The 17,971-nt window shown below is 60.0% G+C and carries 18 protein-coding genes and 3 pseudogenes; 10 read left to right on the plus strand and 11 right to left on the minus strand.

Translation table 11 applies throughout. The features are described 5' to 3' along the window. Positions 1-293: 293 nt before the first annotated feature. The gene (locus PH558_RS25180) at positions 294-512 is read right to left on the minus strand and encodes a heme-binding protein (protein WP_113409385.1); all 219 of its coding nucleotides are present in this window, start codon (positions 510-512) and stop codon (positions 294-296) included. A 225-nt stretch (positions 513-737) separates the two neighbouring features. Next, entirely contained in the window at positions 738-1,649 is a 912-nt protein-coding gene (locus PH558_RS25185; protein ID WP_285207194.1) for a nucleotidyltransferase and HEPN domain-containing protein, read from the minus strand. 631 nt (positions 1,650-2,280) lie between these two features. On the opposite strand from PH558_RS25185, the pseudogene PH558_RS25190 reads away from it, so the two are divergent. Beyond that, a pseudogene (locus PH558_RS25190) lies at positions 2,281-2,394 on the plus strand (winged helix-turn-helix transcriptional regulator); the annotation flags it as partial. Between the two features lie 22 nt (positions 2,395-2,416). Beyond that, a pseudogene (locus tag PH558_RS25195) lies at positions 2,417-3,598 on the plus strand (sugar MFS transporter); the annotation flags it as partial. 451 nt (positions 3,599-4,049) lie between these two features. Here the strand turns inward: PH558_RS25195 and PH558_RS25200 are convergent. Beyond that, positions 4,050-5,021, minus strand: coding sequence for an alpha/beta fold hydrolase (locus PH558_RS25200; protein ID WP_285207195.1), 972 nt, complete (start codon positions 5,019-5,021; stop codon positions 4,050-4,052). Positions 5,022-5,157: 136 nt separating this feature from the next. After that, positions 5,158-6,048: a LysR family transcriptional regulator gene (locus PH558_RS25205; RefSeq protein ID WP_113409380.1), complete on the minus strand. Its 891-nt coding sequence runs from the start codon at positions 6,046-6,048 to the stop codon at positions 5,158-5,160. 78 nt (positions 6,049-6,126) lie between these two features. Here PH558_RS25205 and PH558_RS25210 point away from each other — a divergent pair, with 78 nt between their 5' ends. Beyond that, positions 6,127-6,387 (plus strand): hypothetical protein, encoded by a 261-nt coding sequence (locus PH558_RS25210; protein WP_285207197.1) that lies wholly within the window; start codon positions 6,127-6,129, stop codon positions 6,385-6,387. 59 nt (positions 6,388-6,446) lie between these two features. Here PH558_RS25210 and PH558_RS25215 read toward each other — a convergent pair whose 3' ends face one another. The 4 genes from PH558_RS25215 to PH558_RS25230 all read right to left on the minus strand — a co-directional run bounded on the left by PH558_RS25215 (position 6,447) and on the right by PH558_RS25230 (position 10,395). Continuing rightward, entirely contained in the window at positions 6,447-6,911 is a 465-nt protein-coding gene (locus tag PH558_RS25215) for a nuclear transport factor 2 family protein (protein ID WP_145676703.1), read from the minus strand. 80 nt (positions 6,912-6,991) lie between these two features. Beyond that, a complete protein-coding gene (locus tag PH558_RS25220; protein WP_285207199.1) occupies positions 6,992-7,540 on the minus strand; it encodes a carboxymuconolactone decarboxylase family protein in 549 nt (182 codons plus the stop codon). 125 nt (positions 7,541-7,665) lie between these two features. Continuing rightward, positions 7,666-9,723: a 2Fe-2S iron-sulfur cluster-binding protein gene (locus tag PH558_RS25225; RefSeq protein WP_285207201.1), complete on the minus strand. Its 2,058-nt coding sequence runs from the start codon at positions 9,721-9,723 to the stop codon at positions 7,666-7,668. A 60-nt stretch (positions 9,724-9,783) separates the two neighbouring features. Then, positions 9,784-10,395: a glutathione S-transferase family protein gene (locus PH558_RS25230; protein ID WP_285207202.1), complete on the minus strand. Its 612-nt coding sequence runs from the start codon at positions 10,393-10,395 to the stop codon at positions 9,784-9,786. A gap of 120 nt (positions 10,396-10,515) precedes the next feature. Here PH558_RS25230 and PH558_RS25235 point away from each other — a divergent pair. Further along, positions 10,516-10,710: pseudogene (locus PH558_RS25235) on the plus strand (aldehyde dehydrogenase family protein); the annotation flags it as partial. Positions 10,711-10,734: 24 nt separating this feature from the next. On the opposite strand, the gene PH558_RS25240 reads toward PH558_RS25235, so the two are convergent. Next, entirely contained in the window at positions 10,735-11,730 is a 996-nt protein-coding gene (locus PH558_RS25240) for an NADPH:quinone reductase (protein ID WP_145676711.1), read from the minus strand. Between the two features lie 107 nt (positions 11,731-11,837). Here PH558_RS25240 and PH558_RS25245 point away from each other — a divergent pair, with 107 nt between their 5' ends. Next, positions 11,838-12,167 (plus strand): winged helix-turn-helix transcriptional regulator, encoded by a 330-nt coding sequence (locus tag PH558_RS25245; RefSeq protein ID WP_113409373.1) that lies wholly within the window; start codon positions 11,838-11,840, stop codon positions 12,165-12,167. On the opposite strand, the gene PH558_RS25250 is transcribed toward PH558_RS25245, so the two are convergent. Further along, positions 12,164-13,063, minus strand: a complete 900-nt coding sequence (locus PH558_RS25250) for a LysR family transcriptional regulator (protein ID WP_145676713.1) — start codon at positions 13,061-13,063, stop codon at positions 12,164-12,166. The two genes, PH558_RS25245 and PH558_RS25250, sit on opposite strands and share 4 nt — an antisense overlap. Positions 13,064-13,200: 137 nt before the next feature. On the opposite strand from PH558_RS25250, the gene PH558_RS25255 reads away from it, so the two are divergent. After that, positions 13,201-13,776, plus strand: a complete 576-nt coding sequence (locus tag PH558_RS25255; RefSeq protein ID WP_285207209.1) for an isochorismatase family protein — start codon at positions 13,201-13,203, stop codon at positions 13,774-13,776. A gap of 61 nt (positions 13,777-13,837) precedes the next feature. Beyond that, a complete protein-coding gene (locus tag PH558_RS25260) occupies positions 13,838-14,584 on the plus strand; it encodes a pirin family protein (protein ID WP_285207214.1) in 747 nt (248 codons plus the stop codon). Here PH558_RS25260 and PH558_RS25265 read toward each other — a convergent pair. After that, the gene (locus tag PH558_RS25265; protein ID WP_285207219.1) at positions 14,581-15,465 is read right to left on the minus strand and encodes a LysR family transcriptional regulator; all 885 of its coding nucleotides are present in this window, start codon (positions 15,463-15,465) and stop codon (positions 14,581-14,583) included. The two genes, PH558_RS25260 and PH558_RS25265, sit on opposite strands and share 4 nt — an antisense overlap. Positions 15,466-15,583: 118 nt before the next feature. On the opposite strand from PH558_RS25265, the gene PH558_RS25270 reads away from it, so the two are divergent. From PH558_RS25270 to PH558_RS25280, 3 genes are read left to right on the plus strand one after another with little or no spacing between them, the layout of a single operon-like run. Continuing rightward, positions 15,584-16,045, plus strand: coding sequence for a VOC family protein (locus PH558_RS25270; RefSeq protein ID WP_285207224.1), 462 nt, complete (start codon positions 15,584-15,586; stop codon positions 16,043-16,045). Positions 16,046-16,097: 52 nt separating this feature from the next. Next, on the plus strand, positions 16,098-17,057 hold the full coding sequence (locus PH558_RS25275) for an SDR family NAD(P)-dependent oxidoreductase (protein ID WP_285207230.1): 960 nt from the start codon (positions 16,098-16,100) through the stop codon (positions 17,055-17,057). Positions 17,058-17,094: 37 nt separating this feature from the next. Next, the gene (locus PH558_RS25280; protein WP_285207231.1) at positions 17,095-17,931 is read left to right on the plus strand and encodes an oxidoreductase; all 837 of its coding nucleotides are present in this window, start codon (positions 17,095-17,097) and stop codon (positions 17,929-17,931) included. Positions 17,932-17,971: the final 40 nt, after the last annotated feature.

Below are 17,971 nucleotides of genomic sequence, written 5' to 3' on the forward strand. Positions count from 1 at the left end.
GCCATTGAAATCATTGGCATGTCGCACTTGAAAATAGAATGTACCCCCCCTACAGCCGAAAATCAGATAACATACATTATGGAACTGACACATCGATATTGTTAGCCTTTCTATCTTCGCAACGACCATTTTCCGAACTGCCTGACCCTCGAAAGGCGCTTTGCACAATCCATAGCGTGGAACTCTCGGAACTGGGTCACGCGATCGCTTGGTGGCCCGAATGGAGCGGCGCGCCGGATGCGTGTGTCTCGTCAAGGCCGACCATCCGGCGTGATAGCTCGGTAGGCTGAACCTCAGACGCCGGTATCGGGCGTCAACCCGACGAGCTTGATGCCCTCAACCGCAACGACCTCGTCATTGTCGGGACTGTCGCCGGTCACGCCGACCGCACCGATGATCTTCCCATTGTCCCTTACAAGGACGCCGCCCGGCAGTGGGATGAAAGCACCAACGGCCTGAACAAGACCGGCTACATAGTAGGGTCTGCCATTCCAGATGGCGATATCGCAAATTCGTCAATAAGTTCTCAGCCACAGAATGGATCGGTCGCAAATACAAATTCAATCCCGAAATCGAGACAACAATGCCTGCAGAGGCGGCTGCCGGTTGTGAGTCGTCGGTGAAGCCTGCAATCTTCCCTTCAACTCAGGAATCAATGAGGTGCAGACGCCTCATCCGAAGATGCTGCCAAAAGTAAAATGCGAATAAGGGCGCTTCGCACGCAGCTTGCGGCCGCCTTATGGGAGACCATCATTCAGCTTCTGTATGTGCTCGGAGCACACGGTGTTCACCAGATCGATCAGGACCGCTGTCCGCTCTGCGAGCCAGTGAAGGGCCTCCTCGCTGATCTCGTAGTGCTTGGAATAGCGCGCCTTTACGTAGGCTTCGTTGATAGTGTTGAACCACGCTCTCTCCCGGTGCTGATCGCGGGGAAAGGCTTCCGCCAGTTGACGATCCTGCCCCTCCGCCAGCGAGCGCAGGAACTTGAGATTGTGGGACGCAGGACCGTAATTTGTCAGCGTGAGCAAAACACAGGAATATGCCTGTTCCAACGATTGATGAATATCAAAGGCGGCGACGTCGATATTGCCGCGAGACATGTGAAACGCGGCTCCGTCCAGAAACTGTTTTGCGAGCCTGCTACGGGAAGAAAAATGTCCCTTAGCAACTGCCAGCCTGTCCTGCGGAGATAGCACACCGGGTTCAGCGAGGGGTTCGTCATCCAGCTCGTAAAGGACGATGCCTTCCTTGCGAATGTCGGAAAAGAAATACTGCCCTTCCTTCAGATAGGTGTTCACCTCACGCCGGGAATGAACGATGAAGCTTACCGGTGTCTCGATCGTCTTGTCATGGATCAGCCGATCGGCGGCCTTGTACCAATAATCCGCAAATTCACAGAGCTTGCGATTGTTGACGATGATCAGAAGATCGAAATCCGAACGATAGCCCTTCATGGTGAAGGGTTCGTCCACCCAGCTGCCCTTCGCATAAGACCCGAACAGGATGATCTTGAGGATTCGTCCGCGCTTCTTGAAATCGGCGGTGCCTTCCTTCAGCGCGTCCTCGAACTCCTCATGCAGGATTTCCAGGACCCTTTCCAGCTCACGCTGCTTGCGAGGCGGCATGCGATCAATGGACGATTTCATCATATGCGGGGTTCGATGGACTGCATTTGAGGGTTCTCGGCCTGGCTTCTATTCGGGAGTCTAGCATAGGTAAAGTTGCATTGGGAATCCGAAACATGCGCGATTGACGGTCATACGGGTCTGACTCCGCTAGCCGGATTCCGCTTCTATGGAATGGGGTGTTGGTTTCCACGCGGAAATGAGCCGGACAGGAAAAACGAACACATCGACATTTGGGCGATGAGCTGGTTTCGCCAGAAGCTTGCGGCTGAAGCCATGCTATCCGGCAAACGCCGCGCTCCTGGATGAGCCGGAGACCTTTGCTTCTGTATTGGCGAAGGACTTACAGGCGCCGCCGCGGCGCGGATTCGTGCATGAAGGCGCAAAGTAGTCGTCCGGCACTAGGCTGCATCGCCACTTTTAAAAGATCACTGCCGGCAGTCAACGAAGTCGGATCCGTTGATGTAAAGGGAGTCGAACCGACGACCCTGTGGTTACAAAAGCTATCCGTCTGAAATTCCTTGGTAGCGGTCATCCGCTTTATCTACATGGAATGACCGGAGGAGTCTGGCGCTGCAGGCGGTCCCCCAACCGTCGCATTCATTGAAATTGTCACTACTTTTTTCTGCTCGCGAATCTGGAACAAGGAGATCGCTATGGTGAGCCATCGATGCGAGCGTCACAGTTCATGCGAGACATCCCAGACATTTCTCAGAAAATGCTCACACAACACCTTCGGGAGTTGGAGTGCGACGGCCTTAGCGTCCGACCGACGACCATGAGCGCTGTGCTTCATAACCTGCCTCAACGACATCCTCATCCCGCACTTGAAGAGTGTTTTCCAGCTCAACTACACCGAGACGATGCTGATCCAGCTTTGCTTCTTCGGAGCGTACTCGATCATTTCGCTGCCTGGAGGCGCGCTGGTTAAGCGCATCTCCTATAAGTGGGGCATCGTTACCGGGCTTGCCGTCGCCGCTGTCGGATGCGCGCTTTTCATTCCCGCGGCTACCTACCGCGTCTACGCTATCTTTCTCGGAGCATTGTTCGTGCTTGCGACTGGGGTGACAGTTTTGCAGGTGGCCGCCAACCCGTATGTGACGGTCCTCGGAAAACCGGAGACCGGCGCAAGCCGGCTGAACCTGACACAGGCCTTCAATTCGCTCGGAACCGCCCTTGCGCCGTTGTTCGGCGCTCTTCTCATGCTGTCGGCTGCTACGGCCGCCGTTACGAACGCCACTCCCGAACAGCTTGATGCCCTCCGTTCGGCGGAAGCGGGCGCGGTCAAACTGCCCTACCTGATACTCGCCCTGGCATTCCTCGTACTCGCGGTCGTTTTTGCCGCGCTAAAACTGCCGAACGTCCAGGAGGAGGAAAGCGAGGGTGAACAACTGCCCGGAGAATCGGCGTGGGACTATAGGCATCTTGTCCTCGGCGCTGTCGGCATTTTCGTTTATGTAGGGGCTGAAGTCAGCGTAGGCAGCTTCCTCGTGAACTTCTTCTCTGAGCCTACGATAGCGAACCTGTCGGAAGCCGATGCGGCTCATTACGTGGCCTATTTCTGGGGTGGCGCGATGGTCGGAAGGTTCATCGGTTCCGCAGTCATGCGCTACGTGAATGACGGAAAGGCGCTGGCTTTCAATGCAGCGATTTCAGCACTGCTGCTGGCGATTACCGTTGCGAGCAGCGGGCATGTTGCGATGTGGGCCGTCCTTTCGATCGGTCTTTTCAATTCGATCATGTTCCCAACAATCTTCAGCCTCGCCCTTCGCGGGTTGGGGAGGCATACCAGCCAAGGCTCCGGCATTCTCTGCCTGGCCATTGTCGGCGGGGCGATCCTTCCGCTGGTCCAGGGCGGCCTTGCCGACACCGTCGGAATCCATATGGCGTTCGTGATGCCGATATTCTGCTACATCTATATCGCTTTTTATGGCATTTCGGGCTCGCGCCCGGTCCAGCAGGCAAACTCCTAAAGTTCTCGAAGGGGGCTCGGATCGAGCCTCCTTGCGCCGTTTGCCTCAGATCACGAACTGCAAAAGGTGGCGTTCATCACTCCACCGGCCGCTACAGCCGAACGTCATGCCGCTGGCGCTCTGACTAACATCAAAGTCACTGCTACGACCCCCAAAGCGACGCCGGCGATCTGTGCAGCGCTCAGCCGTTCGCCGAACGCCACCACCGCGATAACATTGATGATGACGAGCTGGGCGACCGACGAGAGCGAGATTGCGAGACCAAGGCTTCGCCGCGGTCGCGTGGCTTCGGCGCCGCCGGCGTGCCGGCATGATTTGCTTTGTTCAATTGAAATCCTTCGCAGGACACAGCAGGTGGCGCGCGGTCACGCGCGAGAGCCCCATGAAGAGAGGCTTGTGGAGGAGGCTCCCTGAAGCGTTTTCAGCCGGTGCGGGGAGCCTCACTCCGTTTTCACTTTGCGATCTTGCGATCCAGGAAGCTCCTGATCAGCGGAGCCATCTCGTCCAGCTTGTCTTCCAGCGCAAAGTGGCCTGTATCAAGAAGATGGAATTCCGCTTCGGGAAGATCGCGAAGATAAGGATGCGCACCCTCTTCCGGGAAGATCTTGTCGTTCTTACCCCAGACGATCAATGTCGGCGGCTTCCGGTCGCGGAAGAAGGCCTGGAACTGCGGATAAAGCGGCAGGTTGGTGCGGTAGTCGTAGAACAGGTCGAGCTGAATATCCTTGTTCCCCGGCCGGTCGAGCAGCGCCTGGTCGTGCACCCAGTTGTCGGGGCTGATGCGGGTCAGGTCCTTGACGCCATCGGTATACTGGAACTTGGTCGTCTCCGGCGCGACGAGCACCGAGAGCGCTTCCCGGTTCTTCGTTGCCCCCGACTTCCAATAGGTGCGGATCGGGTTCCAGAAATCTCGGATGCCTTCGTCATAGGCATTGCCGTTCTGGACGATCATTCCGGTGACGCGATCCGGATGCTTGAGCGCCAGCCGGTAGCCGACGGGTGCGCCATAGTCCATGAGATACATCGAATATTTGGTAGCACCGAGTTTGGTCAGCAGCGTGTCGACGATATCGGCATAGTGGCCAAAGGAATATTCAAACTTGGTGTGATCGGGCGCATCGCTCTGGCCGAAGCCCGGATAGTCAGGGGCAATGATCCGGTAACGGTCTGCGAGCAGCGGGATTAGGTTACGGAACATGTGCGACGATGTCGGGAAGCCGTGAAGCAGGACGACGACCGGGCCGTCGGCCGGACCGGCTTCGCGATAGAACACGTTGACGCCGTCGATTTTCATGGAGCGATAGTGGATCGTGGCAGGTGCCTGCTGTGCGACCGCCGGCGTTTCGGCCAACACTATGCTTGCGGGGGCGGTAACAAAGATGCTGGCGGATGCGAGAAGTAGGGCGGCGACAGTGCGAGACATTATGGTTCTCCTCAGGAGTGGTTGCGAGCGGCTTATTGCCTGCGACCACCGTCGCGCTTTCAGCGTGGAAGGAGAATGTTCGTATTGGACAAGGGATTATTACGTCTGGTGATATGAGTGCGGCAGGACTGGCCGACTAATTGAGAAGGCGGTTCTCGCGCAGCCTTGCTGCAGCCATATCGACGAAGGCGCGAACCTTTGCCGGAGCGTGCCGGCCCTCCGGATGAAGGATGTGTATGGGTAACGGTGGTTCTTCGAATTCACTGAGGATGATCTGTAGCTCTCCAGCAACGAGGGCTGGGCCGATCTGGTAGTTGAGCACCCTTGTCAGGCCCCACCCCTCGCGTGCCGACTGGATCGCCGCTTCGTTGGTGTTGCATTGTAAAGCCGCATCCACGGATACTCGCAGATCGTCGCCAAACTTCCACTCAGGTGAAGCCCAAGCTGCAGTGGAAGCCGCGATACGGTGGTCTTTGAGGTCAGCTGGCGATTTCGGAACACCAAAGCGCTCAAAATACTTCGGAGAACCACACATGACGCGACGGACTGTACCAACTTTCACGGCAGAAAGATTAGAGTCGGGGAGATGGCCGATGCGCACAGCGACATCGATGCCTTCCTCGACGATGTTGACCGGTCGGTCGATGAACAGCGTCTTCGCTTTCATCGTCGGATAGGTATCGAGGTAATCCGTCACGACCGGAAGAACGTACATTTGCCCGAACAGCGCGGACGCGGTTATGGAGAGAGTTCCCGTCGGCGTCGCATAGGAACCGCCGGCAGCCGCTTCCGCTTCCGCGATATCGGCAAGAATCCGGCGACAATCTTCAAAATAGCGAACGCCCGCTTCGGTCATCTTCACCGAGCGGGTGGTTCGCACGAGTAGGCGCGCGCCAATAAGGTCTTCGAGCGAGGCAACGGCACGTGTGACAGCCGGTGCGCTCATGAACATCTGGCGTGCGGTATCCGCGAAACTTTCGGTTTCGGCGACCTTTACAAAGATCCTCATTGCTTGCCAGCGATCCATCCATTCCCCCGAAGCACTTCAGTTTCCAAGACCTTAGGGGCTTGAAAACGAAGCCTCAAGAGGCACGGGATCATCCGATTGAGAACGGCAAGCCTGCGAGATGAATTCTATCTCCGCGCAGGCTTCCTCGGAAAGACCAGCGCGCAGGGCGCGCTGGTACGTCTCCCGACAGGCATTCAAAGCAAGCGAGACCGCGACCGAAGTCTCGAAATCGAAGCTGGAACCTTGCCTGGCAACATCCATCTCGGCGCCTGTCATGCCAAGGGCACGACCGGCTTCTTCTTGTTTCGCCAGCAGCGATCTGCTCGCGTTGGCTCCCGTGAGAGCAAGCTCTATTGAAAGCCTTATGCGAGCATCGATTGACGGGCCGGCCATTTTCCATCTCCTGGCTCAGCCGCCTAAAATCCGAAATCGCTTAGGCCAGGATGATCGTCCGGCCGGCGGCCCAGCGGCCAACGAAACTTGCGATCTGCTTCAGCAATCGGATGTTCGTTGATGCTGGCATGGCGTTCCCGCATCAAGCCGTCTTCAGCGAATTCCCAGTTCTCGTTTCCATACGCGCGGAACCACTGGCCGCTGTCATCGCGATATTCGTAGGCATATCGGACGGCAATACGATTACCGGTGAAGGCCCAGAGTTCCTTGATCAGGCGGTAGTCGAGCTCCTTATTCCACTTGCGGGTGAGGAAAGCCTCGGCCTCGGCCCGGTTCTTCGCGAACTCGGCACGATTGCGCCAGCGCGTATCAAGCGTATAAGCGAGCGCCACTTTGGCGGGATCGCGACTATTCCAGCCATCTTCTGCAAGGCGGACCTTTTCGATGGCGCTCTCTCTGGTAAATGGGGGAAGCGGGGGACGGGACATGTGGAAATTCCTCTAAGGATGATGTTTGACCGTGGGGGGCCAAGAGGCAGTACGTCTGGCACCGTCGCTTGGCCTTGGCATCAGGCAGCCGCGCGATCGATGCGGGGGAAGTCAATCTCGGTGTCTAGGGCGTCGTTCACGTAGTTCGTGAAGGTGTTGAGGGCCACATGGGCGATGATCTCGACGATCTCAGCATCGCTGTAGCCGGCATCGCGAACCTTGGCGATTTCGGCTGGCGCGACGGACCCGCGAGCGACCGTCAGAGCCCGGGCGAACTCGACAGCGGCCGCTGCCTTGGGATCGTTGGATGTGCCGTTGCGGTTGGCAGCGATTTCACTTTCGTCGAGCTTGGCGAACTTCGTGCCAGTGAAGGTGTGGGCCGACAAGCAGTAGTCACAGCCGTTAGCCTCAGCCATGGCGAGTGCGATGCGTTCGCGGGTGGCCGGCGGCAGCTTGCCTTTGGCGAGAGCGCCCTGGACCGAGGTCAAACCTGTCAATGCGGCGGGGCTATTGGAAACCAGCCGGAAGATGTTCGGAACCGAGCCAATCTGCTTCTGGATGGTCTCGAGGATCGGACGAGAGGCTTCTGGTGCATCGCCGATGGTTGCAGGGGTAGGGATGCGTGACATTGTATTCTCCTTTTTCGGTTGAAAGAGACGTCGCTCTCTTGAGATTGAATATGATCCGCTGGGGCATCTTGCTGAAGATCGAAAGGGAACAAGGGACTGTTACGCTGGGCGCAGTAATCGAGCCCTCAGACAGCGAGCTGAAGGCCGCCTTCTTGATCAGCAGGGACGGCGCAGCACAGAAGCACTTCGTCGGCGTCGATCTTCGCGGTGGGCTGCTTGACGTAAGCGACGGCACCGTTGACGAGCTTCGTCCGGCACGTCCCGCAGTTTCCTTCCCGACAACTGAACTCAGGCTCGAGGCCGCGTGCCTCGGCGAGTTCCAGGAGAGTGCCGGAACCAGGTGTCCAGCGTGCTTCTTTCAAGGAATTCGTGAATACGACTGGCACAGGCTTTTCCGACGGCTGGGCCGCGGCAGACGCAACGGCTGGTGCGGGTTGACCCGTGCGGATCAGCGACGACGGACCGAAGGCTTCAGCCTGAATGCGGTCGTCAGCAATGTTGAGAGCCCGCAGTCCGTCATAGAGTCCTTGGGTGAACTGGGCCGGCCCACACAGATAAAAATCATAATCGTTGAAGGGGAGGAACCGAGTCAGCATCGCCATATCGATGCGACCTGCGGCATCGAAGTCCCTGCCCTCTTCAGCATCTGTGGTGTCACTGAGGACCTTGATTAATCGCACGACGCCCTTCGCCGCACCGATAAGATCGGCGATCTCCTTGTCGAACGGTCGATCGGCCTTGGAGCGAGCCGCGTAGAACAACGTGACCGGACGGACACGCTGCTTGCGGAGCCCTTCGTAGACGATATGACGAAGCATCGCGAGCATCGGCGTGATGCCGACGCCGCCTGCAAGAAGCACCGCCGGGCGTGTCGAGCGGGCGTCGATGGTGAACTCGCCGGCCGGCGCGCGCGCCTCGATGACATCGCCGACGGCAATATGATCATGGAGGAACTGAGATACCCGACCATCGCGCTTGACGCTGATGCGGTAGACGCCGTCAGAGGGCGCAACAGAAAGCGTGTAGGTGCGAATGATCGACTTTTCTTCGCCGGGTAGCTTTATGCGGATGGGCAGATGCTGGCCGGCCGCGTGCGGAAGGAGCCCTGCGCCATCGCCTGGCTGGAGGTGGAAAGACTTGATCGTCGCGCTTTCATCAACGATCGCGGTGACGGTCATTGGCCGCCAGCTTTTAGCAAACTCTGCGGCACGGAGACGGTCGGCCGCTTGGCTCCAGCTGCCTGTCATCAGGGAACTCGGCGACCAGCCGTCCTTCTGAAAAGCCCATCTCAACGCCAGCGCATTACGGCGACGAACGATGCGTGTCGGTTTGAATGTCCAAAAGCGCTCAGCGCCCTGGAAGGCGGCGATCTCGGGCGAGTCGAAAATGACTTCGGCTTTCCCCGTCATCTGCAGCATGTCGCCCGTTTTGAAATCGACGAACAGAAGTCCTGCCTTTCCGTTCAGCAGGATGTTGCCGAGCGTTGCGAAGAAGAGATTTCCGTCGAAATCGGGGATCGTCAGGACGCCGTCGTCACCGACGCGGACAAACCCGGCATTGCCGCCTCGGTGGGACACATCCACCTGACGCCGCTCCTCGCGATCCACGTAGGACGCGACAAAGAAGGCGTCTGCTTCCCGAATGATCGCACGCGCTTCGTCATCGAGAGCGGCCAGTCCCTCGACCTCACCGGTAAACTGTTCGCCTGGCTGACGCTCGAAAGAAAAGTCGCGCAGCTGAATGTAGCGTGGACAATTTCCAAAGCTCTGGTCGACATTAATGCGGAAGCCGCCGTTGATCGTCGAGACAAAGCCGTTCATGCGATTGCGGCGACGGGTGTGCATCTCGATGCCGAGGAGACCGATCGGCAATCCGTCCGCGATTCCTTCGCTTGCCGGGTCGCTCGGATCGCGGTGCGCGGCAATGTCTAGCACGACGGACGAAGGCGACGACAGGAACCCCGGCTCACCTTCGACGAACGTCGCCCAGGCGTCTCCGGCTTGATCGACGCTCCCGAGAACTATGAAGGGGAGTTGGGCGTAGAAGTCCCGGTGCTGGTCCAGCATGAAATCGCGAACGACACGCTGGCCGACGGAGGCCATGCGTTCCTTTACGCCGAGCTTTTCCTGAATAAAGGTCTCACCTTCATGCCACGTCGGCAACTTTCTAAGCTTCATGGACATCTGCGTTCTCCAGAAAAAGAGGCGAAAAGCGTGCAAGGTGTCGCACGCTCCTGTCGAGGCTCAGGCGGCAAGACCGACGGGCGTTCTGACGAAGTCCACGAAGCCTGGAAGTTCTTCGACGCGAGCCAGCAGGGCGTTGACGGAGGGATAGGCGCTGAGGTCGACATTGCCCTCCGGGGCACGTGCGACATAGCTGTAGATCGCGACGTCCGCGATCGTCGGGCGGTTGCCCACCAGCCATTCGCGCCCTTGCAGATGGCTCTCGATCCGGCCGAGGATTGTGTGTGCACGCCCGATGACCTCTTCGGGGTTGAACTTGGCGCCGAACACCGTCACCAGACGCGCAGCTGCCGGACCGTAGGCGATCTCACCGGCTGCAACCGAGAGCCACCGTTGAACGTCGGCGGCCCCTTTTGCATCTTCAGGAAGCCAATCCGTCTGGCCCGACTTCTTGGCGAGGTAGACCAGGATCGCGTTGGAATCCGAAATGAAGACATCGCCATCCGCCAGGACCGGAACCTGCCCGAAGGGATTCATTTTGAGGAAGCCGGGCAGCTTGTGGGCGCCAGCCTTCAGATCGACCTCGACCAGCTCGTGGGGAAGCCCGATCAGCGATAGGAAGAGCCTGGCGCGGTGCGAGTGGCCCGACAATGGATGGTGATAGAGTTTCATGTGATCGCTCCTGGATCTTGGGCCGGGTCCATTCCCGAACCGTCATCGCAAGATGCAACGAACGATCAGCAAGCTGAATAATCATGTTTTGCATTGGACTGTTACGCTGCATGAAACAGTGCCTACCTGCATGGCACCGACGCCGCGCGCATGCAGGTGCTTGCGGATCGGCTCGACAGCGGCCGCGTCGTGCTCAACGGTGCACCCCATGAACCTCTCGCTCCATTCGGCGGTTTTAAGCAGTCGGGCATCGGCCGCGAGTACGGCGTGTTCGGCCTCGAGACATTCCTGGAGCCAAAAGCCGTCGTAGCCTAATAAGCTGAGCTTGATGGGATCGCATCACGGATTCTGAATTCGGAGGAGAACCTTACCGACAGCTTTCCCGCTCTCCTGAAGCTCGTGTGCCTCGGCCACTTTGTCGAGGGCATATGTCTTCGCGATCCGCGGAACATATGCCCCAGACGCGGCGCAAGCCGAAATCTCCTCAGCTGCCCGCCTTATCGCGTCTTCGGGCATGGTGTAGACATAGACGAAACGGAACGAGAAGCCGCCCAGCAGCGCCGGGAAGAACGGGATCGTCAGCTTCGCGTCTGGCGATTCCGTCGAATAGGCCGAGACGACCCCATCGCGGGCGAGACAGGCGATCGCCACGTCGATGTTGGCGGAAGTATCGACGTCGACGATACGGTCGACGCCATGGCCGCCGGTGGCTGATCGGACGGCAGCAGCGACGTCCTCCTCGTGCCTGTTGACGACAAGATCGGCCCCGGCCCCACGCGCGACCTCCGCCTGCTGCTCACGGCTCACCGTCGCCGCCACCCATGCTCCCACCCACTTCGCAAGCAGGATCGCTGCATTGCCGAGGGCGCCCGCCCCGCCTTGAATAAGAACCCGCTTACCGCGCAGGTCTCCGTCGGCGAACAGGCAGCGATGCGCTGTCATCGCGGGAACGCCGAGCGCCGCTCCGATCTCGAAGGATACGTTGTAGGCCAGCCTGACAGCCTGCACCGAGGGCACGATGACAAATTCCGCCGCCGTCCCGAACGCGCGGCCCCATTGTGCCATGTAGACCCAGACGCGCTCGCCGACGCGCGACGTGGGGACGCCGGGACCGACGGCGTCGATGATGCCGGCTCCGTCCTGATGCGGCACGATCCGTGGGAAGGGCATTGCCTTTCCACCGAATCCAGTCCTCGTCTTGATGTCGGAGGGATTGATGCCTGACGCGACCACCCTCACCCGGACCTCTCCGGCTCCCGGCTGCGGATCGGGGAGATCGCCGATGGCCAGCACCTCCTTTGCAGATCCTTGTCGGTCGTAGAAAGCAGCTCGCATGACGCACCTCTGAATATAACTGCGTCCACTAGAGGCTACGGGTGCCAACTTGCAAGTAGGCAACAGTTCTGCCTATAGGGATAGAACGTACACTATTGGAGAGCGTGATGACCACTGGCCAGAAATGCCCCGTCGAGACTACCGTCGATGTCACCGGCGGAAAGTGGAAGCCGATGATTATCTACCGGCTGCTGGATGGGCCGCGACGGTTCGGCGAGCTGCGCCGCCTGGTCGGCGACCCGAGCCAGCGTTCGCTGACGATGCAGCTGCGGGAGCTCGAAGCCGACGGGGTCGTCGCCCGCGAAGTCTTTGCCGAAGTCCCGCCACGCGTGGAGTACTCGCTCACCCCGTTCGGACAAACGCTTGCGCCCGTGCTGATGGCCATGCGCGACTGGGGTGTGGCGTTTCAAAAGCGGCAGTCGCCGACACAATCTTAGACTTCTCCGCGCTGGCCAGCCTGAGCGTTCGCCGCGAACCGCTCGACAAAGAAGTCTATCAGAACCCTGACCTTCCGGGACACATGCGAGCCCGGCGGCCGCACGATGTAGACCCCGATTTCCGGCAGACTGTAGTCTGACATGATCGGCACAAGGGTGCCTGCGCTTAGGTAGCTTTGCGCGATCGCCACCGGCAGAGCGGCAACGCCAAGTCCGGCCGCCGTCCCTTCCGCAATGCCCGCAGCGCTGTCAGCCTTGAACCGTCCCTGACCGTTGACGACCACCGTCTTGGTGCCATCCGAGACCTTCCAGCTTTCGGTCCCCTGAAGGATGGCCTGATGTTCGAGCAGGTCTGATGGTTTCTGCGGAACGCCATGGACCCGCAGGTACTCAGGGTTGGCAAAGAGGCCCGCCGTGAAAGCGCCGATCTTGCGCGCCGTCAGGTTTGAATCCTGAAGATAGCCAACGCGGATGCCGCAGTCGAAGCCTTCCGCCACCAGGTCGACATATCGGTCGCTGTAATGCGCGTGGAGCTGCAGGAGCGGATGCAGCCGGGCGAGCTCGGCCAGTGCCGGGGCGAAGTGCCCGGGACCGAAGGACGACGGAACCGCCACGCGAAGGCGTCCCCGCAGCTCCCCGGTCGGCAGCATCTCCTCGCGGGCGACGTCCATCTCCAGACACATGCGGGCGGCGTGCTCGCGGAAGGAGACGCCAGCTTCGGTGAGCGAGGCACCCCTGGTCGTGCGTGCCAGAAGCTGGACGCCAAGCTCGCTTTCAAGCCGGACGAGCCGCCGGCTGACGATCGACTTCGGCAGGCCGAGACGCCGAGCCGCGACTGTGATGCCACCGCCGTCCGCCACCTCGACGAAGGTCTGCATGTCTTCAAAGCTGATCATCCCAGCGTTCCATTTTTCGTTCTACAGAGTCGCCAACCATAGAGCTACCGTGCCGATGATCGCAACGCTAAATTCCAGTCATCGAGCGGATCGAAACGAACTTCACCAACCGCCGCCGACAGAAAAGGAACACGACAATGCATAAGGACGTATTCACCCCCGAGAATTCAGCAATGCTGCTGATCGACCACCAGATCGGCACGATGGCCTGGACGCACTCGCACGACATCAACCTGGTCAAGCAGAACGCGCTGAAGCTTGCTCGCATCTCCAAGGCCGCCAATATCCCGACGATCCTGACCTCCAGCATGGAAGAGCAGATCCAAGGCCCGCTGCTGCCGGAACTCGCAGCAATCCTGCCCGAAGCGTTCGAAGCCCGCATCAAGCGTCCCGGCATCGTCAACGCCATGCACCACGACGGCTTCAATCAGGCGGTCAAAGCGACCGGCCGCAAGAAGCTGTTCGTCGCTGGCGTGACAACGGAAATCTGCGTCACCTTCCCGGTCCTGCAGATGCTCGACGAAGGCTACGAGGTGCAGGTCTCGGCGGACGCTTCCGCCTCCTACACGAAGTACGGCGACGACATCGCCCTGCGCCGCATGGAAAAGGCCGGCGCAATCATCACCACCGTCGACCAGATTATCTCCGAGCTTGCCGTCGACTGGACGAGCCCGCTCGGTCAGAAGCTGGTTGGCATCCTGAACTATCATTGAGCGCGCATAACCGTTTCGGCGCGGGCGGTAGAGCCCGCGCACGGATGAAAGGAACACCACAATGACCATCACCAAGATTCCAGCGGGCCGGATGCGCGGCGACGTCAGCCAAGGCTTTTGGGTCGAGATCCTGTATCCCGGCCTAACGCTGACGTCCGACGACAGCGGTATCGGTCCGATCGGCAGGATCGATCGGGCCCAGGTTCAGCCGGGTCATCTCATCGGCATGCACCCGCACAAGGACGACGAAATCCTGACCTACATTCGCGACGGCGAGATGCTTCACCGTGATACGGTCGGAAACGAGAAGACGCTCGACAAGACGCACTTCATGATGATGAATGCCGGCCACACCTTCCAGCACGAAGAGCTGATGCTTGGCGACCGACCCGTACGGGCGCTGCAGATATTTCTGCGACCAAACGCGCCCGATCTACAGCCGATGGTACAGTTCCATGAGTTCCCGAAGGAAGACAGCGTTGATCGCTGGCGGCTCATCGCCGGACCGAGCGCTGCACCGTTGAAGGTCAGATCTGACGTCAGCGTCTTTGACGCCCACATCGCGAAAGGGGTCCACATGCGGCTGCCGGCCGAGGAAACTGGAAGACATTTCGTGCTTTATGTATATGCGGGAAAGGTCTCCGTCGCGGGCGAGGTGATCTCTGAGGGGGAAAGCGCATTTACGTCTGATCGCGATCTCGAAATCAGCGCTCTCGCGGCATCTGACGTTGTGCTGTTCTCGTTCGCTCCCGACGCGGAAGTTTACCGCGGCGGCATGTTCAGCGGGAATCAAAGACGGATCGCCTAGACCCTGAGCGCGTCGATCACGGCGCGCAGGCCCGCGGACATGAATTTGCGGGTGGGATAGTAGAGGTACAGCCACTCCATTGGCGCAGCCCATGATGCGAGGCACTCGACCAATCGTCCATCGGCGAGGTAGGGACGTGCCCTCTCCTCCCAGACATAGGCCAGCCCCACCTCAGAGAGCGCTGCCTCGACCATAAGCTCATGGTCGTCGAGCGACAGCGCTCCCGTCGGCTGGAACTCAATGGTGCTTCCGGCGCGCGAGAACTCCCAGGCATAGGGCGTCCCGCTCGGGTAGATGTTGCGGATGCAGGCGTGGTTGCGAAGGTCGTCCGGCGATTTCGGGATCGGGTGCCGCTCGAAGTATGCAGGTGACCCCACCACGGCGAAGCGCAGCCGCGGCTTGATCTTCACCGCAGTCATCCCCTCCCGCAGGCTCTCTCCCAGCCGGATGCCGGCGTCAAACCCTTCATCGACGATGTCGACCAGGCGGTCGGTCGCGACGATTTCGAGCTGAAGGTTCGGGTTCTGTGCGAGCAGCGGTGCCATCACCGATCGAAAGACAAACGGCGCGACGGAGTTTGGCGCGTTGATGCGGACCTTGCCGAAGGGTGTGTCGCGAAACTGATTGAGCGCGTCCATCGCAGCCCCAATGTCGCCGAAGGCCGGAGAGAGCTGGGACATCAGCATCGCACCGGCGTCCGTCAGGTGGACGCTTCTTGTCGTCCGGTTCAGCAGGCGGATGCCGACCCGTTCTTCCAGATTGCTGACCGCATGGCTGATAGCAGACGCGGTGACGCCCCGCTCCTCGGCGGCGCGACGGAAGCTCCGGTGGCGCGCGACGGCATCAAAGGCCGCAAGTTCGGATAGATCGGTCGCTCTCATTAATGAATCTCACTCAGCAGATATGCGAGAATTCATCGTCTAATCTTCTATGTCAAGAAGGCACAAATTCTCCTCGCAAGCCGGCAATCACGCCGGGGCCAAACAAGGAGACACTTCAATGGCCGACTTCATTCCCCCCGCACACAAGACTGCTTCGCCCTTCGCCGACATGCGCGGCCACCACGTTGCTGTCCGCACGCCCGACCTCGAAACTGCCAAACGCTGGTATGTCGAGAAGCTCGATTTCCGCGTCGTCGCAGAGTGGGATTATGCAGACGAGCAGCTTGCCTATCTCGCTCCTGCGACCGACGACCACTTCTACGTGGAAGTTCTCGGCGGCGGCGAACCGGCGCCCATCGATGTCCGTCCTTACACCGACCTCGGCGACAGCTTGAAGTACGCGGGGTACCACCACTTCTGCCTGAACGTCGCAAGTGTGGCTGACACCGTCGAAGAGCTGCGTCGCCGCGGCGTCACCATCGTCACCGAGCCGTTCGAGCTTCCTGCCATCAGTCGTCGCCTCGCCTTCTTCTGCGACCCGTTCGGCAATCTGATCGAACTGGCGGAAGTGCTTGCCTGATCCTGTTCACATCGCCGGCGCTTCGTGCGCCGGCCGTTCTGGAGGAACATCCATGTCCAAATCCATGACCATCGTCGGCGCCGGTCCCGGTATCGGTCAGGCCGTCGCAGAGAAGTTCGGCCGCGAAGGCTGGACGATCGTTCTTATCGCCCGCAGCGTCACCCGTCTGTCCGCCATGGCGGCAGAACTGCAGGCGAAAGGCATTAAGGCATTCGCTCTGCCGGCCGATGCCACGCAACCTCAAGACATCCGTGACGCCCTCGCCGAAGCCGAAAGTATCTCAGGCGGATTGACCGTCGTGCATTTCAATGCCGCCGTCGTGCGGCAGCAGGATCTGTTCGGCATGGGCGACGATGAGGTCGTGAGCGATCTCGCCATCAACGTCGCAGCCGGCCTTCATACCATCCGTGCGGCTGTTGAACGGTTTGGCGAAGCCGGCGGCACAATCCTCGTGACGGGCGGCGGCCTCGCCACCGCCCCCCACCCCGCCTATGCAAGCCTGGGTGCCGGCAAAGCGGCGCTTCGTAATCTCGTCGAGGGCTTGGCCGCCCCGCTCGCCGAGCGCGGAATCCGCATCCGGATCGCGACAGTGGCGACGCTGGTCGATCCCGGGTCGCAGGAAGCGGTGGATGTTGCTGAGATCCTGTGGAGACAGGCGACCGGCCAGGCCGAGCATTGGGAGACAATCTACCCGACGCCCGTATCCGATCCGGACCGATTGACGCTTGTTGCTCGTCTCACCGCCAAGCCGGATCAGGCCGAAGCACTTGGTGAAGCCCTGCGGGGTCTCGTCGAGCCGACGCTCACCGAAGCGGGTGCCATCGAATACCGGCTGCACCGGGACAATGACGATCCGAACCTCTGGTTGCTTTACGAGACCTGGCGCTCCCGGGCCGACCTCGATGCCCACTTCACCCAGCCCTACACCAAGGCCGTGCTCGACCAATTCCCCGTTCTGCTGGCTCGCGACATGGAGCTCACCTTCGCCACTCCCGTCAACGCACGTGCCTAAAGGCATGGCATCTGCAATGAAAGAAAGGATTCCCCTCATGAAAGTCTGGTTCATCACCGGCGCGTCGCGCGGCTTTGGCGCCCTCGTCGCCCGCAGGGCTCTCGAACAAGGAGACGCTGTCGTCGCCACCGCCCGCAACCCGAAGGCTGTCACCGATCGCATCGGCGAGCATCCGAACCTTCTGACGGTTGCGCTCGACGTCACGAATGAGGCGCAGGCTGTCGCAGCCGCGCAGGCCGCGATCAATCGCTTCGGCCGCATCGACGTCCTCCTCAACAATGCTGGCTTTGGCCTGATGGGAGCGGTCGAGGAGGCGACGGCTGCGGAGGTCGAGGCCGTCTATCGCACCAATGTCTTCGGCCTGCTGAAGGTCACGCGGTCCGTGCTGCCGCACATGCGCCGGCAGCGCTCTGGACGTGTCCTCAACATCTCCTCCATCGGCGGGTATCGCGGCGCTGCCGGCTTTGGTGTGTACTCTTCAACGAAGTTCGCTGTCGAGGGACTGAGCGAGGCCTTGCATGACGAGCTTGCGCCGCTTGGCATCCATGTCACCGTCATCGAACCCGGCTACTTCCGTACAGACTTCCTCGACGCCTCGTCGCTATCGACCAGCCCGGTCATCATCTCGGACTACGCCGAGACGGCCGGCAGGGTTCGTACAGTCGCCGCAGATCTAAGTCACAATCAGCCCGGCGACCCGAACAAGCTTGCGGAGGTTCTTGTGGCGTTCGCGAACACACCCAATCCGCCGGTTCGGCTACCACTCGGCAGCGATACCGTCGCTGCGATCGAGGAGAAGCATCGAAAGGACGCTGCGATCCTGAACGAATGGCGCGCCGTCACAGTATCGACCGATTTTCAATCAGCAGAATGAACCTTCAGGCGCAGGATATTTTTGTTCCGTCGTCCTGCGC

The sequence above is a fragment of the Rhizobium pantanalense genome, from assembly GCF_030182525.1.
In the GTDB taxonomy this organism is placed as follows: domain Bacteria; phylum Pseudomonadota; class Alphaproteobacteria; order Rhizobiales; family Rhizobiaceae; genus Rhizobium.